This is a genomic window from Acinetobacter sp. HZNU-JH01, from assembly GCF_037996845.1.
Lineage (GTDB): Bacteria > Pseudomonadota > Gammaproteobacteria > Pseudomonadales > Moraxellaceae > Acinetobacter > Acinetobacter haemolyticus.
On the sequence record NZ_JBBMZX010000001.1, the window covers coordinates 2,330,921 to 2,357,791 of the forward strand.

At 40.3% G+C, this 26,871-nt stretch carries 27 protein-coding genes; 20 read left to right on the forward strand and 7 right to left on the reverse strand.

Annotation, left to right across the window (positions count from 1 at the left end; translation table 11 throughout):
* Positions 1-70: 70 nt before the first annotated feature.
* Positions 71-1,888: a cation:proton antiporter domain-containing protein gene (locus AAC851_RS11065; RefSeq protein WP_125501140.1), complete on the reverse strand. Its 1,818-nt coding sequence runs from the start codon at positions 1,886-1,888 to the stop codon at positions 71-73.
* Between the two features lie 40 nt (positions 1,889-1,928).
* Positions 1,929-4,154 carry a primosomal protein N' gene (locus AAC851_RS11070; protein ID WP_340600863.1) on the reverse strand — a complete coding sequence of 742 codons (2,226 nt, stop codon included), beginning with the start codon at positions 4,152-4,154 and terminating at the stop codon, positions 1,929-1,931.
* Between the two features lie 148 nt (positions 4,155-4,302).
* Here AAC851_RS11070 and gspF point away from each other — a divergent pair, with 148 nt between their 5' ends.
* The 3 genes from gspF to AAC851_RS11085 all read left to right on the forward strand — a co-directional run bounded on the left by gspF (position 4,303) and on the right by AAC851_RS11085 (position 6,646).
* Positions 4,303-5,508, forward strand: a complete 1,206-nt coding sequence (gene gspF, locus AAC851_RS11075; protein WP_004637733.1) for a type II secretion system inner membrane protein GspF — start codon at positions 4,303-4,305, stop codon at positions 5,506-5,508.
* Complete coding sequence (gene gspG / locus AAC851_RS11080) at positions 5,508-6,038, forward strand: type II secretion system major pseudopilin GspG (protein WP_005088059.1); 531 nt, start codon at positions 5,508-5,510, stop codon at positions 6,036-6,038. Before gspF ends, gspG begins: the two co-directional genes overlap by 1 nt.
* Positions 6,039-6,301: 263 nt before the next feature.
* Positions 6,302-6,646: a hypothetical protein gene (locus AAC851_RS11085; protein ID WP_153568434.1), complete on the forward strand. Its 345-nt coding sequence runs from the start codon at positions 6,302-6,304 to the stop codon at positions 6,644-6,646.
* Positions 6,647-6,766: 120 nt separating this feature from the next.
* Here the strand turns inward: AAC851_RS11085 and lnt are convergent, their stop codons facing one another.
* Both lnt and AAC851_RS11095 read right to left on the reverse strand, forming a co-directional pair.
* The gene (gene lnt / locus AAC851_RS11090; RefSeq protein WP_153568435.1) at positions 6,767-8,326 is read right to left on the reverse strand and encodes an apolipoprotein N-acyltransferase; all 1,560 of its coding nucleotides are present in this window, start codon (positions 8,324-8,326) and stop codon (positions 6,767-6,769) included.
* The gene (locus AAC851_RS11095) at positions 8,323-9,162 is read right to left on the reverse strand and encodes an HlyC/CorC family transporter (RefSeq protein ID WP_004637737.1); all 840 of its coding nucleotides are present in this window, start codon (positions 9,160-9,162) and stop codon (positions 8,323-8,325) included. Before AAC851_RS11095 ends, lnt begins: the two co-directional genes overlap by 4 nt.
* Before the next feature lie 175 nt (positions 9,163-9,337).
* On the opposite strand from AAC851_RS11095, the gene tusA reads away from it, so the two are divergent.
* Positions 9,338-9,595 (forward strand): sulfurtransferase TusA, encoded by a 258-nt coding sequence (gene tusA / locus AAC851_RS11100; RefSeq protein WP_153568436.1) that lies wholly within the window; start codon positions 9,338-9,340, stop codon positions 9,593-9,595.
* A 122-nt stretch (positions 9,596-9,717) separates the two neighbouring features.
* Here tusA and AAC851_RS11105 read toward each other — a convergent pair whose 3' ends face one another.
* Positions 9,718-11,430 carry an electron transfer flavoprotein-ubiquinone oxidoreductase gene (locus tag AAC851_RS11105; protein WP_004637739.1) on the reverse strand — a complete coding sequence of 571 codons (1,713 nt, stop codon included), beginning with the start codon at positions 11,428-11,430 and terminating at the stop codon, positions 9,718-9,720.
* A gap of 187 nt (positions 11,431-11,617) precedes the next feature.
* Here AAC851_RS11105 and AAC851_RS11110 point away from each other — a divergent pair, with 187 nt between their 5' ends.
* The 5 genes from AAC851_RS11110 to AAC851_RS11130 all read left to right on the forward strand — a co-directional run bounded on the left by AAC851_RS11110 (position 11,618) and on the right by AAC851_RS11130 (position 16,038).
* Positions 11,618-12,229 (forward strand): DUF1285 domain-containing protein, encoded by a 612-nt coding sequence (locus AAC851_RS11110; protein ID WP_005083755.1) that lies wholly within the window; start codon positions 11,618-11,620, stop codon positions 12,227-12,229.
* Between the two features lie 41 nt (positions 12,230-12,270).
* Positions 12,271-13,158: a glutamate racemase gene (murI, locus tag AAC851_RS11115; protein WP_115736142.1), complete on the forward strand. Its 888-nt coding sequence runs from the start codon at positions 12,271-12,273 to the stop codon at positions 13,156-13,158.
* 97 nt (positions 13,159-13,255) lie between these two features.
* Positions 13,256-14,284, forward strand: coding sequence for a DUF4062 domain-containing protein (locus AAC851_RS11120; RefSeq protein ID WP_004637742.1), 1,029 nt, complete (start codon positions 13,256-13,258; stop codon positions 14,282-14,284).
* A gap of 69 nt (positions 14,285-14,353) precedes the next feature.
* On the forward strand, positions 14,354-15,370 hold the full coding sequence (gene hemH / locus AAC851_RS11125; RefSeq protein ID WP_161421885.1) for a ferrochelatase: 1,017 nt from the start codon (positions 14,354-14,356) through the stop codon (positions 15,368-15,370).
* A 23-nt stretch (positions 15,371-15,393) separates the two neighbouring features.
* Positions 15,394-16,038 carry an MBL fold metallo-hydrolase gene (locus tag AAC851_RS11130; protein ID WP_004637744.1) on the forward strand — a complete coding sequence of 215 codons (645 nt, stop codon included), beginning with the start codon at positions 15,394-15,396 and terminating at the stop codon, positions 16,036-16,038.
* A gap of 51 nt (positions 16,039-16,089) precedes the next feature.
* Here AAC851_RS11130 and AAC851_RS11135 read toward each other — a convergent pair whose 3' ends face one another.
* On the reverse strand, positions 16,090-17,826 hold the full coding sequence (locus AAC851_RS11135) for a hypothetical protein (RefSeq protein WP_340600864.1): 1,737 nt from the start codon (positions 17,824-17,826) through the stop codon (positions 16,090-16,092).
* A gap of 417 nt (positions 17,827-18,243) precedes the next feature.
* Here AAC851_RS11135 and pqqA point away from each other — a divergent pair, with 417 nt between their 5' ends.
* From pqqA to AAC851_RS11165, 6 genes are all read left to right on the forward strand, one after another.
* Positions 18,244-18,318: a pyrroloquinoline quinone precursor peptide PqqA gene (pqqA, locus tag AAC851_RS11140; protein WP_075316535.1), complete on the forward strand. Its 75-nt coding sequence runs from the start codon at positions 18,244-18,246 to the stop codon at positions 18,316-18,318.
* Between the two features lie 75 nt (positions 18,319-18,393).
* Positions 18,394-19,305: a pyrroloquinoline quinone biosynthesis protein PqqB gene (gene pqqB, locus AAC851_RS11145; protein WP_340600865.1), complete on the forward strand. Its 912-nt coding sequence runs from the start codon at positions 18,394-18,396 to the stop codon at positions 19,303-19,305.
* An 8-nt stretch (positions 19,306-19,313) separates the two neighbouring features.
* Complete coding sequence (pqqC, locus tag AAC851_RS11150) at positions 19,314-20,072, forward strand: pyrroloquinoline-quinone synthase PqqC (RefSeq protein ID WP_340600866.1); 759 nt, start codon at positions 19,314-19,316, stop codon at positions 20,070-20,072.
* Entirely contained in the window at positions 20,069-20,353 is a 285-nt protein-coding gene (gene pqqD / locus AAC851_RS11155; protein WP_340600867.1) for a pyrroloquinoline quinone biosynthesis peptide chaperone PqqD, read from the forward strand. Before pqqC ends, pqqD begins: the two co-directional genes overlap by 4 nt.
* On the forward strand, positions 20,350-21,504 hold the full coding sequence (gene pqqE / locus AAC851_RS11160) for a pyrroloquinoline quinone biosynthesis protein PqqE (protein WP_340600868.1): 1,155 nt from the start codon (positions 20,350-20,352) through the stop codon (positions 21,502-21,504). The genes pqqD and pqqE overlap by 4 nt, the downstream gene beginning before the upstream one ends.
* 16 nt (positions 21,505-21,520) lie before the next feature.
* The gene (locus tag AAC851_RS11165) at positions 21,521-22,570 is read left to right on the forward strand and encodes a dipeptidase (protein ID WP_340600869.1); all 1,050 of its coding nucleotides are present in this window, start codon (positions 21,521-21,523) and stop codon (positions 22,568-22,570) included.
* A 14-nt stretch (positions 22,571-22,584) separates the two neighbouring features.
* Here AAC851_RS11165 and AAC851_RS11170 read toward each other — a convergent pair whose 3' ends face one another.
* Positions 22,585-22,776, reverse strand: a complete 192-nt coding sequence (locus AAC851_RS11170) for a DNA gyrase inhibitor YacG (RefSeq protein WP_004637751.1) — start codon at positions 22,774-22,776, stop codon at positions 22,585-22,587.
* A gap of 350 nt (positions 22,777-23,126) precedes the next feature.
* Here AAC851_RS11170 and AAC851_RS11175 point away from each other — a divergent pair, with 350 nt between their 5' ends.
* The 5 genes from AAC851_RS11175 to AAC851_RS11195 all read left to right on the forward strand — a co-directional run bounded on the left by AAC851_RS11175 (position 23,127) and on the right by AAC851_RS11195 (position 26,859).
* Positions 23,127-23,777 (forward strand): SAM-dependent methyltransferase, encoded by a 651-nt coding sequence (locus tag AAC851_RS11175; protein WP_323126763.1) that lies wholly within the window; start codon positions 23,127-23,129, stop codon positions 23,775-23,777.
* On the forward strand, positions 23,767-24,957 hold the full coding sequence (locus AAC851_RS11180; RefSeq protein WP_161420397.1) for a TIGR03862 family flavoprotein: 1,191 nt from the start codon (positions 23,767-23,769) through the stop codon (positions 24,955-24,957). The genes AAC851_RS11175 and AAC851_RS11180 overlap by 11 nt, the downstream gene beginning before the upstream one ends.
* A gap of 76 nt (positions 24,958-25,033) precedes the next feature.
* Positions 25,034-25,693 (forward strand): hypothetical protein, encoded by a 660-nt coding sequence (locus AAC851_RS11185; RefSeq protein ID WP_100834082.1) that lies wholly within the window; start codon positions 25,034-25,036, stop codon positions 25,691-25,693.
* Positions 25,694-25,822: 129 nt separating this feature from the next.
* Positions 25,823-26,236, forward strand: coding sequence for a GFA family protein (locus AAC851_RS11190; protein ID WP_100834081.1), 414 nt, complete (start codon positions 25,823-25,825; stop codon positions 26,234-26,236).
* Between the two features lie 14 nt (positions 26,237-26,250).
* Positions 26,251-26,859 carry a flavin reductase family protein gene (locus AAC851_RS11195; RefSeq protein WP_340600870.1) on the forward strand — a complete coding sequence of 203 codons (609 nt, stop codon included), beginning with the start codon at positions 26,251-26,253 and terminating at the stop codon, positions 26,857-26,859.
* The last annotated feature ends 12 nt before the right edge of the window (positions 26,860-26,871 follow it).

A 26,871-nucleotide genomic window follows, 5' to 3' on the forward strand; every position in this document is an offset into this window, starting at 1 on the left:
TGCTTTGCCTTGAAAGCTTATACGATGGTGAACGGTTATCCATTCAATAATGGTGTCATTTTACGAAAACTCAAGTTGTTCCATGCGGTGAATTTGCATCACTTTGTTGGTTTTGTTCATTGCTCATTCGATCAGTATTTAAAGTTTTTGTATTTTCAAATAAATATTCCAACTCTGCGATTACACTCGGATAAGCTTCAATTGAGTCAAAATCATCACCAGTCGAATAGCGTAAATCAAATAATCGCTGATCATGGCTTTGAAATTGTTCGATTTGGGCTTTAGATTCTTCACTTGAAAGTCCTGTCTCTGTCAAAGCCTGTTGCGCCATACTCAAGGATGAGGCATAGGTTTCACGCCAGATATGCTGAATCCCCATATCTTTTAATAAGTGCGCATGATGACGATCACGTGCCCGAACAAATAAGACTAAATCAGGATAGTTTAGACGGAGGTGACGCGCCAGATTCATGCTGTCTTCAACATCATCAATCGCAAGGATCAGCAATTTACAATATTCGATCCCTGCTGCTCGTAGGTTTTCGACCTGAGTGACATCTGCATCAAAAAAACGATGTCCGTATTGCTCAATAAAATCAGCATCTGGTTGATTGCTATCAATCACACTCAACTGTTGACCTTGTGCATGTAAGGCACGTGCCACCACTTGACCAAACCGACCAAATCCAACAATCAAAATTGGATGTTGGGGAATATCTGGTGTCTGTGCTGCTATTTTCTTATGCAATATTGGTAGTCGTTTGTTATTCACCAACCAGAAAACTAGAGGCGTCAGAAGCATCGAGCCAAAGATCACCCATAGCGCAGATTCAAAAATCGGTTGAGCAAGAATTTGTTCTGCGACAGCAATATTCAACAGGATAAAACTCAACTCGCCACTCTGAGCAAGGGCAGTAGCAGAAAGAAGGCTGAGTTGTTTGTGGCGCTGGTGATAATAGCTGATCGCTGCGATGACCACAGTTTTGATCAATACTAAAGAAAAGATTGATCCCAAAATTAAAAGTGGTGATTCGAATAAAGGAAGTACTGAAAGATTTAAGCCGATTGCAAGGAACAAGAGTCCTAGCGCTATATCTTTATATGGATGAACAATACGTTCAACTTCAGTGTTGAATTCAGTATCTGCGAGTAATAATCCTGCTAAAAATACGCCAATTAAAATATGAATATTTAAAATATCCATGATGACAATAATAGAGAGGATTGTTACAAGACCTAATACAGGAATAAGTTCAATACTATTGCGCTTGGCTAAATAGCGAAACGCAGGTCGTATCAGAAAACGACTGGCTAAGAACAGTCCTGAAACTGTCGCAATGATGGCTGCAAAATACGCGATACCATGTCGTGTGGTCGCCGTATCATCCCACACAGGAAACAAGACAATAAATAATATCGCTACAAATACTTGCATCTGTATAGCACTTAAAATGGATTGTCCAAGTGTGCTATTTGATTTTTGTTGGTAATGCAGTAATTGTTGAACCAAGGTTACAGCGGAAAGTGCTAGTGCTACACCAAGAACGATACTGCTGGCAAAATTATCAAAGAGGAAAAAGCAGATACTGGTTAAAATTAAACTGATGATCAGTAAACCTAAACCACTATTTTTTAAAATGGTATAGCGTTGTATCCACAGCTGGATTGGGCGAAATGCTAAACCGAGAAAGAACATCAGCAAGAGCATGCCTAATTCGGTAATTTGAGTAATAAATTGGGTATCTGTGATCAGTGCAAAGCCACTTGAGCCGAGTAAAAGCCCAGCAATTAGATAGCCCAAAACAGTATTTGAGGTATATCGTTTTGTGAGTGGGACAATAATTAAAGCCGCAGTTAGTAAAAAAATGATGGATAGCAGTAAGGACATCTATTGCCTCAAATTTTTCTGTTTTGCATATGGAATTAGACTAACTAAACTCTTGTGGATCAACATCGATGGATAGCCTGAGTTGGTGCTGACGAGGTAAATGTACCACTTGTTGCCACCATTGACGCAAATAAAAATGCAGTTTGGCGCGATCGGCCGACAAAATCACCATGTGGGCACGATAACGTCCAGCTTTACGTTCCATCGGTGCGGGAATTGGCCCCCAAATATCAACTAAATCGCCAGCCATTGTTCTCAGTTGTTGCGCAATATCCGCCAAAAAGTGCTGGCTATATTCTCGATCTTTCGACTCCACACGTACCAATACTGTATAACGATACGGAGGGAGCATTGCAAGTTTACGCTCAGCCAGCATTTGTTTGGCAACCGTACGATAGTCATGTTCAATTAATGTGGTGAGCATAGGATGATCAGGGCGAAGACTTTGTAAATAGACATTCCCTTTATGTTCGCCTCGTCCTGCGCGTCCGGCCACTTGTACTATTAATTGTGCGGTACGTTCAGGGGCGCGGATATCCACGCTCAGTAAACCAGCGTCAATATCTAAAATAGCCACTAAGGTCACATGTGGAAAATGATGCCCTTTAGCAAGCATTTGTGTGCCCAATAAAATACTCGGTTTATTTTGTTGGATACGGTCATAAATTTTCTGCCAACTTCCGACGCGGCTGGTACTGTCACGATCAACTCGAACCACTTCATTATGAGGAAATAACTCTTGTAAATGCTCTTCAAGCTTTGCCGTTCCAGCACCAATCGTTTTTAAACTTTGTTTCTGGCATGCTGGGCAATGATCAGGGAGGCGATTGATGGTGCCGCAATGATGACAATGTAAATAATGATAAGGCTGAGAATGAAGGGTGAAATGCGCATCACAATGGGGGCAATTGGCTTGCCAACCACAACTTTCACACATCAGAATCGGTGCATAACCCCGACGGTTGAGAAAGATCAACACCTGTTCTTTGCGTTCTAAGGTGAGTTTGATCTGCTCAATTAAATTTTGGCTGATACCATGTTTTTTCTTGGCAATTTTTAAATCAATCACATGCATTTTAGGCAGGACAGCGACGCCAGCACGTTGATTGAGTTCCAGTAGATGTAGTTTGCCTGACTCGACCAGATGATAGCTATCGATACTCGGTGTTGCAGATCCAAGAATCACAGGACAGTGTTGTAAGTATCCTCTGTAGAGCGCTACATCACGGGTATGATACCGAAAGCCTTCTTGCTGCTTATATGAAAGATCATGCTCTTCATCAAGGATAATCAGTCCGAGATGAGGAAGCGGCGTGTAGATCGCAGAACGAGTCCCGATCACAATCGAAGCTTTACCTGTTTGCGCGTGTTGCCATGCTTGTAAGCGTTTCGAGTCATTTAAACCTGAATGTAATAAAGCAATATCACAATGAAAACGTGATTTAAAGCGAGCGACAGTTTGAGGGGTAAGACCAATTTCCGGAACCAGTACCAACACCTGCTTACCCTGCTTTAATACGTCATACATGACTTGCAGATAAACTTCAGTTTTGCCACTGCCTGTTAAGCCATCCAGTAAAAATGCTTGGTAATGATGCTGCTCTTTGAGGATTTGTTGAATCGCTCTTTTTTGATCCTCATTGGCTGTGAGTGGTACTTGCGCCAATTGTACAGGTGTGGGGCTAAAATCATGCGGTTCCAGACAACATTCAACTAACCCTTTCTTCTCTAAAGCTTTCAGTGTTGCAGTTTCAACACCACTGAGGTTCAAGACATTTTCAGTGGTGCCATGAGGATGTATTTTTAAGATTTGATACGCATCGTATTGTTTTTGTGAGCGTTTTAATAATGCATTCGAATCATCATTAGGTACGATTTTCCATAGATGAAATAAAATGTCTAATGCACGCCCTTGTCTGAGTAGTGTGGGAAGGGCACTTTGCATCACTTCGCCAATTGGGAATTGATAGTACTGGGCAGACCATGTCATCAAAGTTAAAACGTGTTGATCTAATATTGCTTCTTTATCAAGTAATTCAGTAATTGCTTTCAGTTTAAATTGACCTGTGAAAACTTCATTGGGATCAATTTTTTCAACAATGATGCCTACGAGATTTTGTCGTCCGAACGACACTGCAACACGCGCTCCAATCTGTGCTTGTTGATACTGTTCGGCACTGACCGTATAGTCAAACGTGTCATACACATATACGGGTAGGGCAACTCGAATACGGTACAAAATGGCGTTAGAATTTTCGCTAGGCATATTGGTTTCATTCACGTGTAAAATGGCATGACTGTATGTCATATAATTATGCTAAAGTGCTGAGCGTTATGTATAAATGAATATGAATGATTCCAGCATATGGATGCAACAGTAACGACAACTATTTTGGGACAATTAGAACAGAACCATGCCAGCTTATCAATTTACTGCTATTGATGCTTCTGGAAAGCAACATAAAGGTGTGCTTGAAGGAGATTCTGCACGTCAAATTCGTCAACAGTTACGAGATAAAGCATGGACGCCAATCGCGGTCGATGCCGTTGAGCAAAAAGACAAACAACAACATCGCTCATGGTTTAGAAAAGGTTTTAGTGCTTATGATCTGGCTTTGATGACACGGCAACTTTCTGTTTTAGTGGCGGCGGGTATTCCATTAGAAGAGGCATTGCGTGCGGTTAGCAAACAGAGTGAAAAATCGCATGTCCAAAATCTATTGATCTCAGTGCGTTCAAAGGTGTTAGAAGGGCATTCGCTGGCACAAGGGATGCAACAATCAGGTCGTTTTCCTGAGCTGTATATTGCCACAGTTGCTGCCGGTGAACGATCAGGGCATTTGGATCTGATTTTAGATCAGCTTTCAGATTACACTGAAAATCGTTTTGCCATGCAAAAGAAAATTCAGGGTGCAATGATTTACCCAATTATCTTGATGCTGATGTCCTTTGCAATTGTTATGGGACTGATGACCTATGTTGTACCCGAAATTGTGAAAACATTTGAGCAAAGCAAAGAAGCCTTGCCTTGGATTACCGTTGCCCTGATGAAAGCCAGTGCTTTTATTAAACAGACCTGGGTGGCAATGTTGATCATTGGGTTTATTGCTGTGATTCTATTTACCCGTTTCTTAAGAACGACAGCAGGTCATTATGCATTTGACCGATTAACGCTCAGATTGCCACTATTTGGTAAACTTTCACGTGGTATAAATGCAGCACGTTTTGCCAGTACTCTGTCTATTTTGACACGTTCTGGTGTTCCTCTGGTTGAGGCTTTACGTATTGGCGCAGAGGTGAGTAATAACTGGGTAATTCGTGATGCAATTACTGTGGCGATGGAACGTGTCACCGAAGGGGGGAATCTAGCAACACAACTAGAGCGTTGCGGCTATTTCCCACCAATGATGGTACAAATGATTCGCAGTGGTGAAGCTTCTGGTGAGTTAGATCGAATGTTGGATCGGGCATCAACCATGCAAGATCGAGAGGTCACCACATTTATCTCCACCTTGTTGGCATTACTTGAACCTTTAATGTTGATTTTTATGGCAGCAATTGTGTTGGTGATTGTGATTGCGGTAATGTTGCCAATTATTAATATGAACAATATGATCTAATGAGTGACATGAAAGAGATGAATATGAATAATTCAATGAATAAGCACAATGTTGAACAAAGCTTGAATACTTGCACTCAAAGCATAGCGGCGCGGTCGAGCGTTGTTCGAATGAAGCGTGCCTCAGGATTCACACTCATCGAAGTGATGGTTGTTATTGTAATTCTTGGTGTGCTTGCTGCGTTGATCGTTCCGAATGTGATGGGGCGTGGTGAAAAAGCAAAAGTGGATACCACACAAATTACTTTAAAAGGTGTGGCGGGAGCGTTAGATCAATATAAGTTGGACAATGGTCGATATCCATCAATGCAAGATGGTGGTTTAGATGCTTTAGTGAATCAGCCTGCATCTGCAAAAAATTGGTTGCCTGGTGGTTATGTGAAAGGTGGTTATCCAAAAGACAGTTGGGAAAATGATTTACAGTATGTCATTCCAGGCCGTGATGGACGCTCATTCGATTTATATTCATTTGGTGCAGATGGTAAAGAAGGCGGAGAAGGTAATGATGCCGATATTTATTATCAACCATAATTTTTAATTAAAAATATCACTTCACTCTTAAGTTAGATGAATAAGGAGTGAAGTGATAATGTTTCTTAATAATAAAACCAATCATAAGTTTTTGAAATAAAAAGAATTGATAAAATATTATAGATTTGAGATTTATAATAAGAATTATTCCTATATTTAATGGTTACAAGAAAAAAGAAATAAGCGTCAAAATAGACTTTTTCTTTAGATCAAAGCTTTGCATAATAAATTTAGATCATTGAGTTGATGTGTGGAGATAACAGATGAAAGCATTTTTTGTGTTGGATGAACTGAATCAGTTTCATTGGGCAATGCTGAAATCTGTGTTGCTTATTTTAACTTTATTACCGATTAGTCAAGGTGCTTTGACTTTATGGCAAACAACTGAAGGCAGTAGCCAAATTATGATTGGCTTTTTTGCACTGAGTATGTTGAGTGCATGGTTTGTCTTATGTTTTTTAAGTGCTTTGAAAACCAGTGTTTGGCATCATGCAGACTTGATTTCCAAATATGAGCAATTTTTATTTAAAACATATCGCTATATTCCCATGTTATTTTTGTCTAGTTTAGTTGCGTATTTATCTTTGCAATTGTCGTTGGTACTTTAACTCTAATTCGAGCTTTTACATCGTCTATTTTTTCTGAGGCAAATACAAAAGCTATTCGTAATGATGTAAATATTTTTGGGTAAAAAAAGAGCGTTTTACAATAAAACGCTCTTTTTCATATTATCGACGTGATTTGAAAGAAACATCGACCTTACGTGGACGATAGATCCAACCTAAGATTAATAAAAGTAATGAGAAGATCAGTATTGGATAATCACTTAAACGACTATATAAGGTTTGCCCTTGCATAGCAGGTAATTCCCCACGTAATACTGCTTCTTCATCGATAGGTGCTTGTTTAACAATATGTCCATGATGATCGATAAATGCGGTGACACCGGTATTGGTTGCACGAATAAACCAACGTCCATTTTCTTTGGCACGCATTTGAACCATTTGTAAATGTTGCCAAGGGCCTGCTGTACCTGTAAACCATGCATCATTCGAAACTGTAATGAGAAAGTCACTATTGAGTGCATTACGACGGGTTAGATTTGGATAGGCAACTTCATAGCAAATCGCTGCTGCTAAAGCATGACCTTTAACCATCAATGGTTTCTGGTTGGCTTCACCACGAGAAAATCCAGCCATACTGACATCATTTTGCATGGCTGGTAGTACCCACTTCAACATTCCTGATAGTGGAATGTATTCGCCAAAAGGAACTAAACGTTGTTTCTTGTATAAACCAGAAGAATCACTACCTGAAGCCATAATACTGTTGTAGTACATTGGCTCACCCGCTTGTTGCGACTGAGGGATATCCCAGTATGGGATACCTGTAACCCAAGCCGTGTCGGTCTTTTTGGCCTGAGCAGCCATGGCTTTTAGAAACTCAGGAATATCGGTTTGGAACAAAGGAATCGAAGACTCTGGCCAAACGATGAGGTCTTGTCCCCATTCTGTACGTGATAAATTGGCATAAATCTCAAGGGTCTTAATCTGATATTCAGTCAACCACTTGAGATCTTGGGGAATATTCCCTTGAAGTAAAGAAACCTTGAGTGGTTTTTCATCTTTAGGTTGAACAAATTGAATAAGCCCTGCACCCCATGCACCGATCAATAATAGTGCAGAAGGAATCGCCCAAAACCAGCGTCGATTCAGAATTTCCACCAGCGCGCAGGCAAGTACGATCACTACAAATGAGACGGCATAGATACCAAATAATGGGGCATAGCCATCTAAAAAGCGTTCAGTGAAGGCATAACCAGCAAATAACCACGGAAAACCAGTGAACACCCAAGTTTTGGTCCATTCAAACAAAACCCAAAGTGGGGCAAAGGTCAGAGGTGTTTCTGGGAAAAAGCGACGATATAGCCATGTTTGCAGGGCAGTAAACAGCCCCATTAACAATGCCATGATGCTGATCATTAAGACACTGAGAACTGCATTGGTATCGCCGTAGACATGAATGGACGTATAGAGCCAAAAAGCGCCTACAAACCATAGCCCAAAACCATAGGCCCAGCCTAATATGAAGGCTTGTTTAGGGTTTCGTTGTCTCAAAGTCGCATATAACAATGCAGGCGATAGAATCGCAAGCCACCAAAAATAATAGGGTGCCAGTGCCAAACTAAAGATCGCACCTGAAATGAGAGCAATCAATAAGGGAATAATAAAGGGCAACTGTTTTTGATTGTTAGCAGGGCTTAACAGCTTGTCAAAAAAGTTTCTCATTGACGGACTGCTCGAATCAGGTGAATCGTACGCGCATCTGCTTCAATAATCGTAAATTGCCATGTTCCAAGTTCGATGGTTTGACCTTGTAAATCACTAACAAGACCAATTTCTTGGAGTAATAGTCCACCCATGGTTTCAACTTCATCATCAGAAAAGTCTGCGTTGAGCACCGTATTGAAATGTTCAATTGGTGTTAATGCTTGCACAATCCATGTATTTGAAGTCGTAGGATCATTATCAGGAACGATAAATAATGCTTCTTCATCAGCAATATCATGCTCGTCTTCAATTTCACCTACAATTTCTTCGAGAATGTCTTCAAGTGTGACTAAACCAGAAGTTGAACCATATTCATCAATAACAATAGCGATATGCGTTTGTGTATTTTTAAGCATCCGCAGAACTTGATCGGAACGTGCACTCTCAGGAACAAATAAAGGTTGTCGCATTAAAGCACGAATATCAACTTTCACATTGCGATCTGTTAAGAACGGTAAAAGATCTTTAGCTAACAGAATCCCGACTACATTATCGCCTTGTTCCGATGAAAAAACCGGAAAGCGAGAATGTGCTGAGTCGATAAGAACATCTAAGATATCGAGTAATTGGTCATCTTCCTGCAAGCTAATAATCGCTGTACGAGGGGTCATGACTTCTCGAATCTTTGTTGCTGGCAGATCGAGAACACCCTCAAGCATAGCAACAGTATCTGGCTCTAAAAAGCGACGGGAGTCTTGAACTAACTTGAGTAATTCATCGCGGGTTTCGGGTGCGGTTCCTAACCATTTTCTTAAGCCACGCATACCCCACGACGGACTGGATTCCTCGATCATGATCTTTCCTAAAGACTCTCTATATCAATTAGATGATTTTCATCATACCGAAGATAAAGCCGATATGCATCAATAAAACGATGCAAGAAATGTACAGTTTTTCAAAATGCTGTTGATGATTTTTAGAAGTTCACTTTATGGTAAAATGTGAATATGAAAATATTTGAGCTTTATCATGTCTGAACAATCAAAACTTGCTACTGTTCAACTCAATACTAGAGGGTTACGTTGCCCTGAGCCTGTGATGATGTTGCATCAAGCGATCCGTAGAGCAAAGTCAGGTGATATTGTTGAGGTGTTTGCAACCGATCCTTCCACCTCATGGGATATTCCAAAGTTTTGTATGCATCTTGGACATGAGTTGTTACTCAAAGAAGAAAGTTTGGATGAAAACGGCAATACTGAATATCGTTATTTGGTGCAGAAAGGCTAAGCATCTCTTTTATTTTCAAAAAATATATAAAAAATCCGAGCTGTTCAGCTCGGATTTTTTATAAGGTCTTTACATATTCGGGTATGAGAAGCGACTAAAGCTTCGCAAGGACTACCTGAATATTACATATTCGGGTAGTTAGGACCACCGCCGCCTTCAGGCGTTACCCATGTAATGTTTTGTGAAGGGTCTTTGATATCACAAGTCTTACAGTGAACACAGTTCGCTGCGTTGATTTGGAAACGCTTCGAGCCATCATCATTTTCCATGACTTCATAAACACCCGCAGGGCAGTAACGTTGAGCAGGCTCGTCCCACTTCGGCAAGTTAACCTGAATCGGTGTTTCTGGATTAGTTAACTTTAAGTGCGCAGGTTGGTTTTCTTCGTGTACCGTATTTGATACGAATACTGAAGATAAACGGTCAAACGTTAACTTACCATCTGGTTTTGGATAGTTTGGTTTGAACGTCGATGCATCAACAGTCTTAAGCGCAGCAAAGTCTTGTTTCAAGTCATGCAATGTGAATGGGACTTTAAAGATATTTTGATCAATAAAGTTAAATGCACCACCAATCCATGTACCGAATTTATGCATTGCAGGACCGAAGTTACGCGCTTTATATAACTCTTCTTTTAACCAAGAATTGTTATATTTTTCAGTATAAGCAACCAATTCTTTTTCGAAGTGGTCTTCACCTTCAGTAACGCGTGCAATCGCAAGGTCACCACCTTTTGCAACACCCGCAGCGATCGCTTCAAATACTGCTTCACCACACAACATACCTGACTTCATTGCGGTATGTGAGCCTTTGATTTTTGAGAAATTCAAGAAACCAGCATCATCACCGATCAAGCAGCCGCCTGGGAAAGTGAGTTTAGGTAAAGAGTTAAAACCACCTTTTACAACCGCACGTGCGCCGTAAGAGATACGTTTACCGCCTTCAAGGAATTGTTTAATCGTTGGGTGTGTTTTCCAACGTTGCATTTCCATGAATGGATACATATGTGGGTTTTCGTAAGATAAGTCTACGATCATACCCAAAGTCACTTGGTTGTTTTCAGCGTGATATAACCACCAACCGCCTGCAGAACCTGTCTCAGACAATGGCCAACCTGCACCGTGCATTACAAGACCAGGTTTGTGTTTCGCTGGATCGATTTCCCAAAGCTCTTTGATCCCGATACCGTAATGTTGTGGATCAGCATCACGATCAAGTGCAAAACCAGCAATCAGGCGTTTACCTAGATGTCCACGGCAACCTTCTGCAAATAAAGTATATTTAGCATGCAATTCGTAGCCTGGTGCAAAGTTATGCGTTGGTTGACCATCTTTGCCGATACCCATATCACCAGTTTGAATCCCTTTTACCGTACCATCTTCATGGTAAAGGATTTCTGATGCGGCGAAGCCAGGGAAGATTGATACTTCTAATTCTTCTGCTTTTTGACCTAACCAACGAACTACGTTACCTAAAGAGATAACATAGTTGCCTTCGTTATGCATAGATTTTGGAACCATCCAATACGGCATTTTTTGTGCTTTCGTATCAGACAATAAGAAATAAGTTTCGTCTTCAGTAACAGGTACATTGAGCGGTGCACCTTCTTCTTTCCAATTCGGAAAGAGTTCATTCATGGCACGTGGTTCAAGTACAGCACCAGATAGGATATGCGCACCTACTTCAGAGCCTTTTTCAACAACACACACAGAAAGGTCAGGTAGGTTGTTTTCAATCGCTAGTTGACGAATTTTAATCGCAGCAGATAAACCCGCAGGGCCTGCGCCTACGATCACTACGTCAAACTCCATCGCTTCACGTTCGATGTGTTCCATGTAGGACTCCTCATATTTTATAGGGTGGCAACCGTAATGATGTAATTCGGTGCTGCCATGAGTATTCTCAATTACCAAACACAAATGCGACTAGTGTGCTTGCAAGTATTTGGGATAGTATAGTTTTAAACCTTGATCCCGCCAATTGGCTGAGCGGTCATATTTTTTCGTCAGCAAGGCATAAACTATGATAAATGAAAATGATTCTTCACAGAATACAGGAAAAATCGTGTTTTCTGATGATAAAAACTTAATGAACATTGCACAATACTTAAAAGATGTACAGCAAAGTCACAAAAGGTCAATTCCTCCGTTAGAGCAGTGGCATCCAAAGCATTGTGGCAAAATGGATTTGAAGATAAAAGCCAACGGTGAATGGTGGCACGAAGGTCAATTGATCAAACGACAAACATTGCTTGATCTGTTTAGCAAAGTATTGTGGAAAGAAGAAGGCAAATTCTATCTCAAAACACCCGTAGAACAGATTGAAATCGAAGTCGAAGATGAGCCATTATTGATTAATCAAGCGGATCAGGTTGAGATCGAAGGCAAGACTTATTTACAACTCACGACCACCAACCAAGATGTGGTGATTGTGGATGAACAGCATCCTATTTTTATGCGTGAGTTTGCGGGCGAATTACGTCCTTACGTTCATGTGCGATTTGGAATGAATGCATTAATTCAGCGACAAAGTTTTTATCATCTCGTTAACTATGGCAACTTGTCTGAAAATCAGCAAGGTGACACGGTTTTAACATTAAAAAGTGGTGATTTGGTCTTGCATTTAAGCACCTGAGGTTTAAGCTTGAAAGAGCAAATAAACCTATGTTCGTGTGTATGACAGCAGTGCAATTTTTAGCTCAATTACGTGACCCAATGCCGCAAGCATCAGCAGATGCACCGATTGGCATTTTTGACTCAGGGATCGGCGGACTATCGATAGCACAAGAAATTGCTCTGCATCTACCCAATGAGCGTATTCTTTATTATGCGGATACAGCACACGTACCGTATGGTGCGCGTTCAGATCAGGAGATACGGAATTTAACCGCACAAGCAATCGAATGGCTTTATCGGCAGGGATGTAAGGTTGCTGTAGTCGCGTGTAATACGGCTTCTGCATTTAGTTTGGACTATTTGCGAGATCATTACGGTGAGCGCTTTCCGATTATTGGATTAGTTCCAGCATTGAAACCCGCGGTGATTCAGACACAAACGAAGGTTGTAGCGGTTTTGGCAACACCAGCGACATTTCGCGGGCGCTTGATTAAAGATGTCATGTTAAATTTTGCTGAACCTGCAGGGGTAAAAGTACTCACGGTGACCAATTTGGCATTGGTGCCTTTTGTTGAAGCTGGGGAGCAAATGAGTGAGGCATGTAAAACGGTACTCAAACAGATACTACAACCTGTCATAGAGCAGGGTGCTGATTTTTTAGTACTTGGTTGCACACACTATCCATTTCTCAAACCCGCAATTCGTCAGGTTTTTGATGAAAAGTTGAAATTAATTGATTCTGGACAAGCAGTTGCGAGACAAACAGCGTATATTTTGATTAAAAATGGGTTATTATCTGACAAAATGCGTCATAATGTTTCACGTATTGAATGTTTTGTCAGCGGTAACAATGCTGCCGTACTAGAACCTGTACTTCAGCACCTTATACCCAAACAATTAACATGGACGATTCATAATTTGGGCGATGAAATACGTGAAAAAACGTAGTCAATCGAACTCTATTTTACAGTTTATCGGGGTTGTCTTTTAATAAAAATCAAGATTAGAACTTGATGCTATTGATAAATAAATTGGGGCTTCGCCTATGCAAGATACTCGTTATCAAGTCTTTATTTCTACCTCTGGCAATGAAATGCAACCAGAGCGAGCGGTTTTAGCACAAACTTTAGTTGGTATGGGTTTTTTCTCTTGGGGGTTGGAGCAACGTACGCCATTAAGTACTTCGATTGCACGTCGTCAGATTGATGATTGTGATTATGTGGTGATCTTATTGGGTAGTCAGTATGGTGAGCAATCTGTTTCAGGTGTGGGTTATATGCATTTAGAGTATATCTATGCAATGACCAAGCAAAAACCCGTAATTGTATTTATGCATGAAGATCCAGAGTCTCGTGAAGCCAAATTGCATGATCACAAAGCCGAACTTAAAGAGAAATTCAAAGAGTTTAGAAAGCAGTTACAACATGAAGTCGATCAGGTTTTTTGTTACCGTAGCTTAAGAGATTTAGAGCTCGCAGTACGCTCAAGTATGCCGCAAATGTTAGAGCGCTACCCTGTGGTGGGTTGGGTACGTCCACAAAATACCCAAGTATTACGTGATGAGATAGACAACTTACGTGCCAAAGTCAAACAACTTGAGACAGAGTTGGGGAGCCGTGAGGCAGATCCTCTCACCAGTTTGCCTAAAGTTTCAATGTATGAACTTTATTCTTTTGAATATCGTATGCATGCTTATCAAGATGGGAATTTTAAAGAGATTAAGCCACATCGTAAAATGACGTGGGCACAGTTATTACATGTCCTCGGTGCGACTTTTGTGGTTCCTACGCCAGAAGAATATTTTTCTAAACGTATGAATGAATATTTGAATGAAACGGGTTTGGATGATGCACGCAAAGAAATGCCCAGAGCACATGCGGTGTCGCGTGCACAAGTCAATATTCGAGCTTTGCATGAAATCAAATTACAAATGCGTCAGAATGAATGGATTATCCCAACCGGTCGAGATGATCGTCAACGCATGTTATGGCAATTAACCGCAAAAGGTCAGAAGCTTTTAGAGAGTAATGTCTTGGATAGTCATCGTGTTTTTCAGTTTAAGACGATGCATTAATTCAATTTAAAAAAGGGTGTGAAAACTGCTAAAGTAATTGAATAAATTCAGCTATAGCGGATGCGATCTATGTCAGCGACACCAAAACCCAAAGTGACTGTGGTTCTGGCAAATCTAGGTACGCCAGATGAAGCCACTGCGCCAGCAGTACGTCGTTTCCTTAAGCAGTTTTTATCTGATACGCGTGTCATTGAAATTCCCAAATTGCTTTGGTGGATCATTTTAAATTTATTCGTGTTGCCATTTCGCCCAAAACGAGTTGCAGAAGCCTATGCTTCGGTTTGGTCAAATGACTCCCCAATGCGTGAAATCGTACTTGAGCAAACGCGCTTGATCAAACAACGTTTAGAAGATGAAAATCATCATTTTGATCTGACCGTTGTTCCTGCGATGACTTATGGGCAACCCAGCATATATGGGGTTTTGTCCCAACTTGAAAAATCACCACAAGAACATGTGATTCTGTTACCTCTGTTTCCGCAATATTCTGCAACTTCTACAGCACCGCTTTATGATGCCTTTGCTAGATGGATTCCAAAACAACGTCATTTGCCCGGTCTCACCATTATGAAGGACTATCACCAACATCCGATGTTTATTCAGGCATTGGCAGATAGTGTGTTGAATTATCAATCCCAGCACGGTAAAGCTGAAAAGTTATTGATGTCTTTTCATGGGATTCCACAGCCTTATGCAGATAAAGGTGACCCCTATGCGGACCGTTGTCGAGTGACGGCACGTCTAGTGGCAGAAGCGTTGCATTTAAATGAAGATGAATGGGCAATTAGTTTCCAATCCCGCTTTGGTAAACAAGAATGGGTGAAACCATATACCGATGTACTGCTTGAGCAATGGGGGAAAGCTGGTGTGAAATCGGTGCAGGTATTAAGCCCCGCATTTTCAGCAGATTGTTTGGAAACGCTCGAAGAGTTGGCGATACAAAATAAAGAAATCTTTCAACATGCAGGTGGTGGCGAATATGCCTATATCCCTGCTTTGAATACAGATCCAGCACATATAGATTTGCTTGCGAGTCTGGTTCAGGCTAATCTTGATGGCTTAACTCATACCTTAGCCCACCGTTAACTGCGTTTTAGCCAGAGGTTTCTATGCTGCAAGTCAAAATTGTTCCTGTTACTGCTTTCGCCCAGAATTGTTCTATTCTTTGGGACAGTGAAACCAAAGAAGCGATTTTGATTGATGCGGGCGGTGATGCGGCTGTACTTAAAAAAGAAGTCGAGGATCTAGGCTTAAAGGTAAAAGCTTTATGGCTTACGCATGGCCACCTTGATCATGCTGGCGCAGTGGGTGAGCTTGCTGAAGCGTGGAAAATTCCAGTGATTGGCCCACACAAAGAAGATCAGTTCTGGTTAGACATGATTCAAGAAGTCTCAGCACGTTATGGCTTTCCGATTCCACAACCTGTCAAAGTAAATCAGTGGTTAGAAGGTGGTGAAGTACTGAAACTGGGTGAAGATGAGTTTGAAGTCCGTTTTGCTCCCGGACATACGCCAGGTCATGTGATGTTCTATAACAAGAAACATGGCTTGCTTTGGACAGGAGATGTACTGTTCAAAGGTTCAATCGGACGTACTGATTTTCCGAGAGGAAATCATCAGCAACTTTTAGATTCGATCCAACGTGAGTGCTTTAGCTTACCTGATGAGACTCAATTTATTTCAGGTCATGGTCCAATCAGTACTATTGGATATGAAAAACAATTCAATCCTTTTGTGGCGAGTAAAGCTGGTTAATGGGTTGAGTTATGCTTCTGTATCATCTCTATACAGAAGCATATCGATCGGTCAAATCGTTTCTAACCATTTTTGATTGGCAAGACTCAAATCAAAATTCAAACTATTACAGATAGTTTGCAAGTCAAAAGATGCCCTATCTTCTGGAATCTCAATCAAAATCGGTAAGCGCGTGATTCCATTATCGCCTGTTGGGAAGGCGTAGTGACGTTCTTTGTGGTTGACCGAAATCAGTGATTCAAATTCTAAATAGACGATCAAGGACGGGAAGCGTCGTTGCATCCGAATAATTTCCTGATGTGCATTTCTCTTAATTTGAATCGTTTTCTCTTTTAACTTGGTAATATTATCTTTAATTTTTTGCGGTTTATTTAACAACTTATTCAAAAATGAAACACTTTGCTTTAATAAGCGTTGGTTTTCCTTAAGTTCAGAAAAGGCGTCTTTGTATTCCTGAAGAGAATTAAGACTAAGGTCTTTTAGGAGATTGGTGGGTTCTAATGCTTCGGCATGGTGTTGTTTCCACGCTTCATAGGAAAACACAGTGAAAATATCAGTATGTCTTTTTTGTAATAGGGTCGCGTAAGATTTTAGTCTAGCAATAAACAAGTGAACTTGTTTATTGAAAATAATGGATGGCTGGGATTGAAATTCCATAAAGTGTCGAATTAAATCATCCAGTATTTGTTTAATATTGATATATAAATAATGACACTCATCAGTGTGATGCACAGAATGTTTTAATGCATCTGCAATGGGTTCAAGTACATGATTAGATAGTTTTTGCTCAAAATCGATGAGTCTTTGTTCTACTAACTTTTCAATAAAAATACCTCGTGGATTGAGCGGCGCCATAAGGAAAGGAATCAGCTCTTTGTGACAATATAACTCGATATTACGCACGATATCAGATACATATTGGTTCACTTGTTTATCAATGGTTATGATGTGATTGATCTGCCATTCAAAGTGTTGCTGATGGATAGGATCATCTATTTTTTCAAGTATTAAGATCGCTGCATTGATATAGATATTTTCACAGGCTTCGAATTTTTCTTCTTGTAAGAATCGTCGGATTGAAAACGTATTTACCATCCCTTCGGAGCTTGGAGCAAGTGCAAAAATATATTTGGATGTTTTTATAATATCGAGCTGTCTGGTTTTCTGTTGTTTATAAAGGAAATATTTAAGGATATGATTTTTTTCTTCTCTGAGTTGTTGCGAACGTAGGATATTAAAACTGTATTTCAAAAGTTGTTGTTTTAAGAATACTTCAGTAATAAAAGTTTTGATTACATCATTATTAATGTGACGGTGATTGATCGGTAAGGCAATATGATCTTTTTCAAAAATGATTTGTGCTGCCGCATAAATAAACTCTTTCAGAATCCTTTGCTTTTGTGCCTGTAAGTCAAGATCATCTTCAGTATCAATTTGATTGATTTGACCCAAAATATTTTCTAAATAATCAGATATTTGATAGATGTCATCATAAGTTTTCAATTTATCCAATGAGTCCGCAATTTGTTTGATTAGAATCTTGGTATAGGGAGAGTGCGTGTTTTCAATCAGTGAGTGAAAGTCATGTTTGGCAATGTAGCAAAAACTATTCTCTTTTCTATTCCAGTGGATTTTCTTTTGTTGCAGAATATGTTGGCAAATGATTTCACGCTGATGAGGTTGTATTTCTGCAAATAAGCGTTGCAAGGTGATCTGCCAATTTTGATCTAAATTTGGATCAACTTGGGTTGCCAATAATTTTAGAGGGTAAGGAATATCATTATTCATTTTAACATCCTGTTGAATCTAAATATTTTTATTAAGGCTGATCGAAAATAATGATGATTGAATCAGCTGAATACTTTGGTTGTTATGCATCATCTGAAAGTTTAGTGACAGATAAAATTGTTTGAATAAGATTTGCATAACGTCATGGAAAAGTAAATTACTGTGATGTAAGCCACATATTTAAAATATGTAAATTTTTATTAAATTTGAGTTGCGATTGAGTTTTGTTGATCAATGCTAAAAGTATGCTTTGTTAAATACTAAAATTTAGACAAAAATCACAATTATCGAACAATATCTTCAGTAGATACGGTCTACAAAGTTGAGTTTTTTATTTAGAATGAATTTTTGAATGCTTTATTTAAGTTGAATCAGATGTTTAATCTCAGACGATAAATACTGATTGGAGACGATTTTATGCAATGGACGAAACCCGCTTTTACTGATGTTCGGATTGGTTTTGAAGTGACAATGTACTTTGAAGCACGTTAATTATTCATATTTTCATTTGTCATAAGCCCTAGTTATTTCTAGGGCTTATCTCTTTCTAATAAGAACTTCATTTTTATGTATATTTATATTTTAGGTTCAGCTGCTGGGGGCGGATTTCCTCAGTGGAATTGCAATTGTCCTAACTGTCGTGGTGTACGTACAGGCACGATGAATGCCAAAGCTCGCACACAATCTTCGATTGCGATTTCTGAAAATGGAATGGATTGGGTTTTACTCAATGCTTCCCCAGATATTCGCCAGCAATTGTTTGATTTCAAGGCTGCACAGCCTGCCCGACAGTTAAGAGATACAGGGATTCACAGTGTAATCTTAATGGATAGCCAACTTGACCATACCACAGGGCTGTTGACTCTACGGGAAGGTTGCCCAATCGATGTGTGGTGTACTGACATGGTTTATCAAGATCTCACCACAGGTTTTCCAGTATTTAATATGCTGAAACACTGGAATGGCGGTCTTCAGTATCATCCTATTGATCCTAAAAAAGCGTTTAAAATTGATGGCTTTGGTCGTTTGGAATTTATCCCTTTTATTATTCAAAGTGCTGCACCGCCATATTCACCCCATCGCCACGATCCGCACGAAGGTGACAACATTGCCTTAATCATCAAAGATCATAAAACACAGAAACAGTTGTTTTATGCACCAGGGCTTGGAAAGATTGATGATCAAGTTATGCAGATTATGCAAAATTCTGACTGTGTCATGATTGATGGCACACTTTGGACCGATGATGAAATGCAGCAAACTGGTGTAGGTAAAAAAACTGGTAGTGAAATGGGGCATTTATATATTAGTGGTGAAGGTGGTTCGCTGTCTTATTTGAACCAACTCAGTACACCGAAGAAAGTACTGATTCATATTAACAATACCAATCCGATTTTAAATGAAGACTCTGCTCAATTTGCTGAATTAAAAGCAAATGGTGTAGAGGTTGCCTATGATGGCATGCAGATTGAACTCTAAGGTGCAACATGACTCAAACACCTGAAGCTTTAACAACTGAGCAATTCAAGCAGGCTATTATTGATAAGGGTCAGTATTATCATATCTATCATCCATTTCACGTGATGATGTATGAAGGGAAGGCCACTCAACAACAAATTCAGGCTTGGGTTGCGAACCGCTACTATTATCAGATCAATATTCCGTTAAAAGATGCTGCAATCATGGCAAATTGTCCTGATCAGCGTGTGCGTCAGGAATGGATTCAACGCATGATTGATCAGGATGGTGAATATCCTGATGGCGGTGGTCGAGAAGCATGGTTGCGCTTGGCAGAAGCGGTTGGGCTTAGTCGTGAACAGGTTATCTCTGAAGAATTAGTTTTGCCGGGTGTTCGCTTTGCGGTAGATGCTTATGTCAATTTTGCACGCCGTGCCTCATGGCGTGAGGCAGCGAGTAGCTCTCTAACCGAACTATTTGCACCTCAAATTCATCAGTCCCGTCTTGAATCGTGGCCACAACATTATCCTTGGATTGATGACAAGGGCTATGAATATTTCCGTTCTCGTTTAAGTCAGGCACGCCGAGATGTTGAACATGGTTTAACAATTACCCTTGATTCATTTACCACACATGAACAACAACAAAGAATGCTGGAAATATTACAGTTTAAACTGGATATTTTATGGAGCATTTTAGATGCGTTAACACTGGCATATGTACACAATCAAGCACCATATCACAGCGTGACCCAAGAATGTGTATGGCACAAAGGACTATTCAAATGAATAAAGAACAATTTGATGTAAATCTTGTGCCGACATGGCGACAAGGTTATCGCTTTCAATTTGAACCTGCTCAAAATGGTTTTGTGATTTTATATCCTGAAGGCATGATTACTTTGAATGAAAGTGCAGGCGCCATTGGACAGCATATTGATGGAAACAATAATGTTTCCGACATTATTACCCAGCTCAAACAGCAATTTGGCGATATAGCTGAAATTGACAATGATATCATTGATTACATGTTAGTTGCCCAGCAACAACATTGGATTGATTTTAGATGACCCATGGTGTTGGTTTGCCTCTATGGCTATTAGCGGAGTTAACTTATCGGTGTCCGCTACAATGTCCATATTGCTCAAATCCTTTAGACTACGCACAACACAAAAATGAACTGACCACGCAAGAGTGGTTTGAGGTTTTTGATCAGGCACGTCAAATGGGGGCTGTCCAACTAGGGTTCTCTGGCGGTGAACCTTTGGTGCGTCAGGATTTAGAACAACTGGTTGCACATGCACACCAACTTGGGTTCTACACTAACTTGATTACCTCTGGCATGGGACTTACCGAGCAGCGTATTTCTCATTTAAAACACGTTGGTCTAGATCATATTCAAATTAGCTTTCAAGCGAGTGATCCAGTCGTCAATGATGCTTTGGCAGGTTCAAAGCATGCTTTTGAACAAAAGTATGAAATGTGCCAACTGGTGAAGAAATATGATTATCCCATGGTCCTTAATTTTGTGATTCATCGGCATAATATTGACCAGATTGATAAAATTATCGAACTTTGCCTTGAACTTAATGCAGATACAGTCGAGTTAGCAATTTGTCAGTTTTATGGATGGGCTTTTTTAAACCGCCAAGGTTTATTACCGACACAAGAGCAATTGATCCGTGCTGAACGTATTACCAATGAATATCGGGAAAAGTTAAAAGCACAAAATCATCCTTGTAAACTTATTTTTGTGGTGCCTGATTATTACGAGGAAAGACCAAAAGCCTGTATGAATGGCTGGGGCAAAATCTTCTTTACGGTCGCTCCAGATGGTATGGCGCTGCCTTGTCATGCAGCAAGACAATTACCGATTTCTTTCCCGAATGTTCGTGAGCAGAGCCTCTCTAAAATTTGGTATGAATCGACCGGTTTTAACCACTTCCGTGGCGATGCATGGATGCCAGAAGGTTGTCGTAGTTGCCCTGATAAAGATCGTGATTTTGGTGGCTGTCGTTGCCAAGCCTATATGTTAACCGGCGATGCAAGCAATGCAGACCCTGTCTGTGGCAAATCGCCGTATCATCAAGTGATCGAACAGGCACGTGCCGAGAGTGAACTCGATTCAACGCTAGAAAGACTGGTGTTTCGTAATAGCCGAAATTCAAAACAATTTACGGTTCAACAAAACATTCCTGTTCAAAATATTGCGGATGAATAGCGGTGAGAACGTAAATATGAACCATGGCACGTTTCCTATTTTTGATGGCCATAACGATGTACTCACGCGTTTGTGGTTAAGTGATCATAGCAATCCTGCTCAAGCTTTTATCCACGATCGTTTAGCAGGACATCTCGATTTAACACGTTGCCAACAAGCCGGTTTTGTTGGTGGCATGTTTGCGATTTTCTTACCTCCATACAGCTATGTTCAGCAGTACCATCCCAACAAACTTTTTGATCCTACTGCATCTGACTTTACACAACAGCAAATTGAACAAATTTGTTTAGAACAACTCGATTTAGCAAAACAACTTGCTCAGTATTCCAACAATATCCAAATTTGCACAACGGTTCAGGATATTCAGCACTGCTTAACACAGCAAAAATTAGCGATGGTACTGCATATGGAAGGTGCGGAAGCTTTACAGCATAACCCCGATTTACTCGATGTATTTTATGAGACTGGGCTTCGTAGTATCGGTCCACTTTGGAATAGACCCAGTCGATTTGGTCATGGTTTAAATGCCAAATTTCCTCATTCACCAGATACAGGAGCGGGCCTTACACACGAGGGCAAAGTATTTATAAAACGCTGTGCTGATAAAAAAATGGCAGTGGATGTCTCACATATGAATGAGCGTGCTTTTTGGGATACAGTTGACATTCTTCAACAGCCAATCGTCGCGACCCATTCGAATGTCCATGCTTTATGTCCACAAGCGAGAAACTTAACAGACCCTCAGCTCAGTGCAATTCGAGATTCTAAAGGCATCGTCGGCGTAAATTTTGACGTTGCATTTTTGCGTAAAGATGGGCAGCGTGAAGCGAACACGCCCATTGATGTACTTTTAGAGCATCTCGAATATTTAATAGATCGAATGGGTGAAGATCATGTTGGCTTCGGCTCTGATTTTGATGGTGCACTGATTAGCACTGAAATCGAAGATGTTACTGGTCTATACAGACTTATCGAGCGAATGCAGGAACGTCGTTATTCAACAGAATTGATTACCAAAATTTGTTGGCATAACTGGTTGAATGTGTTGAATCGAATTTGGATGTAATCAAATGAGGACATTTAGTCCTCATAATCATCTTCACCACGCTTTAAATCCGCTTGAGGTGCATCTTGGGTTGGCAGTTTATATTCATCACTGGCCCAAGCACCTAGATCAATTAATTTGCAGCGTTCTGAGCAAAAAGGGCGAAATTCATTGCCTTCCCAAGTGCTGTTTTCGCCACAACGTGGGCAGGGGAATGTACGAGGCATAGAAAATTCCTAAAACAAAGAGGGTTTGTTGACATTTCAACCATGCATTGCGTTATTAGCTAAAACGACATAAACAAGGCATGAAACGTAGACAATGGTGATTCCCTTGTCAAGTTTCATAACGAAGTTTAGGGATGTTTTAGCCATAACCCTATGGGACAGCAGCATTTTTTGCTGCTACTGTGTTATGACTTATTCATTTAGAATAGCTAAACTTCATAAGTCATGCCTTGCATCAGCTAAAAAATGCTCTCTGTCGCAAGCATCTGTGAAATGTTAACAAACCCTAAATAGATTAGGCAAAAGTAAGGTGAGTTGTTAGACTTATGCCGATTTAGAGATAGTTTGATGTGAATATGTCGATTCGTCAATTTCAAGCCCACCGAATGCAGGCACCTCGAGATTTTGCTGTGATTCCCAATACGCCGATTTGCGTTGAAATCGGTGCTGGAAAAGGTAAACATGCATTGTTGTTTACAGGGCAGAATCCACAAACAATACTGTATGCAATTGAACGAACCAAAGAAAAATTTTTAGCGATGCAAAAACAGCATCAGCTCGAAGTACGTGAACACCTATATCCGATTCATGCCGATGCTTTACCTTGGATCGTACACGCATTATTCCCTGCTCAAGTAGAACAGGTTTTCATTCTTTACCCAAATCCAGAGCCGCATAACCCAGCACAGCGTTGGTTGAATATGCCGTTCTTTGAGTTTTTACTGTCACGTCTTCAGCCAAATGGTACGATTACCTTGGCGAGTAATATTCCTGAATATATTGCTGAAGCAGAGCAGCAGTTAATTGACGTGTGGAAGCTACCCTATCAGAAACAAAAAATTGCAGCGGATTCTGCAAGAACACATTTTGAAATTAAATATTTGGAACGTGGGGAACCTTGCCAACAGTTAGTCATCACAAAACCTGTTGCCTACTCAACCCGATTTGATGATTTTGCACCCTTACAAGGGAAAAATGAGCAAGAGCAACATGAAGTCTAAGCGTATTGCCATTATTGGAGCTGGACCTGCAGGTTTAATGGCTGCGGAAGTCCTTGCTCAATATGGTTATGAAGTTGATGTGTTTGAACAAAAACCTTCAGCTGCTCGAAAATTTTTAATGGCAGGTAAAACTGGTCTTAATATTTCTCATGCTGAGCCTATACAGGCATTCATCCAACGTTATGACCATGCTGAATGGCTAAGCCCTTGGATAACGCAATGGGATGCAAAGTGGATTCAAGACTGGATGAAAGGTTTGGGAATTGAATCTTATATCGGTAGTTCTGGGCGGGTATTTCCAATAGAGATGAAAGCCGCGCCGTTACTTCGCGCATGGTTAAAACGATTAGCTGTAGATGGGGTTAAATTTTATTACCGGCATCGCTGTGTGGGTTTATCTCAGAATCAACTGACCATCGAAAACCAAAGCCAACGCTTTACTGCAACTTATGATGCGATTGTGCTGGCTTGTGGTGCTGTGTCGTGGTCGCAATTGGGAAGTGATGGAGCGTGGCAGCAATGGTTGTCTAGTGATGAGATTACCCCCTTCCAAGCAAGTAATGTTGGTGTATTGAAAACATGGTCGCCATTTATGCAGGATTGTTTTGGTCAGCCCCTCAAGCGTGTTGATGCGTGGGTCGTCCCTGGACAAAAGACGCATGGTGATATTGTGATTACCCATTATGGTTTTGAAAGTGGCGTGATTTATAAATTAGGGCGTGATCTAAGATCACAGCTTGCTCAAGATCAAAACTTGCAGCTTCATTTAGACTTGTTACCTGATATCAGCCTTGATCAATTAACTAAAAAGTTACAAGGCAATAAGAAGCAGTCACTTACCAATCTTTGGCGCAAAGCAGGCTTGGATCATGTGAAAATTAATTTAATTCGCGAAGTGGTTGAGAAAAATTTATGGTCAGATGCGCATCAAATGGCCGAGCAGATCAAAGGACTTACAATTCCCCTTAGTGGATTTCGTCCAATCGAAGAAGCGATTAGCTGTGCTGGCGGGATTAAGCAAACGGCATTGTCATCACAGTTACAATTACAATCAAATCCTTACGTGTTCTGTTGTGGTGAGATGTTGGACTGGGATGCACCAACGGGAGGATATTTGTTGACCGCTTGTTTTGCAACAGGACGTGCAGCAGGTGAAGGGATACATCATTTGATCAAATGATATAAAATAGCTACTTTTTTCAAAATATTCGATATTATGCCTGAATAAAAAATCTAAATGAATTTTAAGAGGGTATATGAATACTGAAACAGCTGTAGACGTTTACGATAAACAAATCATTAAGCCATTCCAACCTAAGCAATTGCTGAGTTTGTTTTTTCAGCCGAAGCAATTTTTCTTACAATCTCCTCATTATCATTATAAAAGTATTCTGTTGATTGCATATCTCATTGGCGTTGTGGGAGTTATGGATCGGATTGACCAGCAATTACTGAGGGCTGAGTTTGGATCTCCTACGGCGATGGTGAGCATGATTCAAGCCTCATGGTGGAATTACTGGTTGTGGGTGCTAGGATTGGGATTTCTGGGGGCGGCACTTATTTGGTTAGTGCAAGGCTGGTGGTACAAGGTTCGTTTACAATTTTCTGGTGCGACCCATATTGATCCTCAGCTTGCTCGACAGGTATTTGTATTACAATCATTTGTTTATGTTCTACCTATCCTGATTATTACTCTCATTCAAACTAAGCTATATACAAATTATCTCGATGCTTTTAGTCATTCTTCAACTTTATCGCTAGTTCCTATTCCTTTTTTATTTTTGTCTTGTTGGGTCAGTTATCGAGGTGCAACGGTAGTTTTTAAAACAAATGGCTGGGCAAAGTTCTGGTTTTTGGGACTTCCTGTCATTTTTTATCTTTTTATCGCAGGATTATTTGCGATGATTATGGGGTGAGCCTTAAGGTTTTTTACTATTAGCTGGATAGATGATGGATTGTTGCTATAAAAACTTATCCACATATATGCTGGATGCTAGTGCGCATTTAAAAATGTTAGGTTTAAAAGATTAACAAGGAGAATTGCAATGTCTCAGACTTCACCTGTATATCATGGTAGTTGTTTATGTGATGGAATTCATTATGAGATTCATGGTGAAATAGGCGAGATCATTCAATGTCATTGTCAACGCTGCCGTAAAGCAAATGGAAGCGCTTTTGCCACGAATGCACCGATTAAAATAGCTGATTTTAAAATTACCAAAGGCGAGCATTTACTGAAAAAATTTCAGTCTACTGACACGACACAACGTTGTTTTTGTATGGAGTGTGGCTCCCCAATTATGAGTATAAAAACCGATACGCCTGAGTATTATCGTTTGAGAATTGGAACTTTAGATACACGGTTACAGCAAAAACCAAGTCTGCACATTTTTACGGCGTCTAAAGCGGAATGGGACAGCATCACTGATGATTTACCACAATACGCTGAGCGTCCTTAAAGTAGTCTTTAATTATGATTTTTGAAACAGCAAATTTACAAGCAAATGAAATCTATCGTTTGTTAAATGGTGGGGTTACGCCTCGTCCGATTGCTTGGATTAGTACCTTATCTGTGGATGGTGTAGCGAATCTGGCACCTTATTCCTTTTTCAATGTGGCAAGCTGTAATCCGCCGATCCTTTGGTATTCACAAGTGAATCCGAGAACAGGGCAGGACAAAGACACTTTGCGGAATTTAATTGAAACCAAAGAGTGTGTAGTGCATATCGTGAATACTCAGTTACTTGAGCAAATGAACTTGTCATGCGCGGCACTGCCATCCGAACAAAGTGAATTTGATTTTGCTGAAATCGAATCTTGTCCAAGTCATGGCGTAAAACCTTTATCGGTTAAAGGTTCTATGATTCGGTATGAATGTCATTTGCGAGAGGTGATTCAACTCAGCTCCTTGCCATCTGGTGGAACGGTTGTCTTGTTAGATGTGAAATCTATTTATGTCGATGATCGATTGTGGCAAGCCGATACAGGCATGATTGATCAACAGCAATTGGATAGTGTGGGAAGAATGGGGGGAGAGTTTTATAGCTTCACCACGGAATTACAAGCCCTCAAGCGACCATAAAATCAGATAGAA

Excerpts from the sequence above, each read along its gene's own strand:
- AAC851_RS11065 (WP_125501140.1), bottom strand. The coding sequence starts at position 1,888 with ATGTCCTTACTGCTATCCATCATTTTTTTACTAACTGCGGCTTTAATT.
- AAC851_RS11070 (WP_340600863.1), bottom strand. The coding sequence starts at position 4,154 with ATGCCTAGCGAAAATTCTAACGCCATTTTGTACCGTATTCGAGTTGCC.
- gspF (WP_004637733.1), top strand. The coding sequence starts at position 4,303 with ATGCCAGCTTATCAATTTACTGCTATTGATGCTTCTGGAAAGCAACAT.
- gspG (WP_005088059.1), top strand. The coding sequence starts at position 5,508 with ATGAGTGACATGAAAGAGATGAATATGAATAATTCAATGAATAAGCAC.
- AAC851_RS11085 (WP_153568434.1), top strand. The coding sequence starts at position 6,302 with ATGAAAGCATTTTTTGTGTTGGATGAACTGAATCAGTTTCATTGGGCA.
- lnt (WP_153568435.1), bottom strand. The coding sequence starts at position 8,326 with ATGAGAAACTTTTTTGACAAGCTGTTAAGCCCTGCTAACAATCAAAAA.
- AAC851_RS11095 (WP_004637737.1), bottom strand. The coding sequence starts at position 9,162 with ATGATCGAGGAATCCAGTCCGTCGTGGGGTATGCGTGGCTTAAGAAAA.
- tusA (WP_153568436.1), top strand. The coding sequence starts at position 9,338 with ATGTCTGAACAATCAAAACTTGCTACTGTTCAACTCAATACTAGAGGG.
- AAC851_RS11105 (WP_004637739.1), bottom strand. The coding sequence starts at position 11,430 with ATGGAACACATCGAACGTGAAGCGATGGAGTTTGACGTAGTGATCGTA.
- AAC851_RS11110 (WP_005083755.1), top strand. The coding sequence starts at position 11,618 with ATGATAAATGAAAATGATTCTTCACAGAATACAGGAAAAATCGTGTTT.
- murI (WP_115736142.1), top strand. The coding sequence starts at position 12,271 with ATGACAGCAGTGCAATTTTTAGCTCAATTACGTGACCCAATGCCGCAA.
- AAC851_RS11120 (WP_004637742.1), top strand. The coding sequence starts at position 13,256 with ATGCAAGATACTCGTTATCAAGTCTTTATTTCTACCTCTGGCAATGAA.
- hemH (WP_161421885.1), top strand. The coding sequence starts at position 14,354 with ATGTCAGCGACACCAAAACCCAAAGTGACTGTGGTTCTGGCAAATCTA.
- AAC851_RS11130 (WP_004637744.1), top strand. The coding sequence starts at position 15,394 with ATGCTGCAAGTCAAAATTGTTCCTGTTACTGCTTTCGCCCAGAATTGT.
- AAC851_RS11135 (WP_340600864.1), bottom strand. The coding sequence starts at position 17,826 with ATGAATAATGATATTCCTTACCCTCTAAAATTATTGGCAACCCAAGTT.
- pqqB (WP_340600865.1), top strand. The coding sequence starts at position 18,394 with ATGTATATTTATATTTTAGGTTCAGCTGCTGGGGGCGGATTTCCTCAG.
- pqqC (WP_340600866.1), top strand. The coding sequence starts at position 19,314 with ATGACTCAAACACCTGAAGCTTTAACAACTGAGCAATTCAAGCAGGCT.
- pqqD (WP_340600867.1), top strand. The coding sequence starts at position 20,069 with ATGAATAAAGAACAATTTGATGTAAATCTTGTGCCGACATGGCGACAA.
- pqqE (WP_340600868.1), top strand. The coding sequence starts at position 20,350 with ATGACCCATGGTGTTGGTTTGCCTCTATGGCTATTAGCGGAGTTAACT.
- AAC851_RS11165 (WP_340600869.1), top strand. The coding sequence starts at position 21,521 with ATGAACCATGGCACGTTTCCTATTTTTGATGGCCATAACGATGTACTC.
- AAC851_RS11170 (WP_004637751.1), bottom strand. The coding sequence starts at position 22,776 with ATGCCTCGTACATTCCCCTGCCCACGTTGTGGCGAAAACAGCACTTGG.
- AAC851_RS11180 (WP_161420397.1), top strand. The coding sequence starts at position 23,767 with ATGAAGTCTAAGCGTATTGCCATTATTGGAGCTGGACCTGCAGGTTTA.
- AAC851_RS11185 (WP_100834082.1), top strand. The coding sequence starts at position 25,034 with ATGAATACTGAAACAGCTGTAGACGTTTACGATAAACAAATCATTAAG.
- AAC851_RS11190 (WP_100834081.1), top strand. The coding sequence starts at position 25,823 with ATGTCTCAGACTTCACCTGTATATCATGGTAGTTGTTTATGTGATGGA.
- AAC851_RS11195 (WP_340600870.1), top strand. The coding sequence starts at position 26,251 with ATGATTTTTGAAACAGCAAATTTACAAGCAAATGAAATCTATCGTTTG.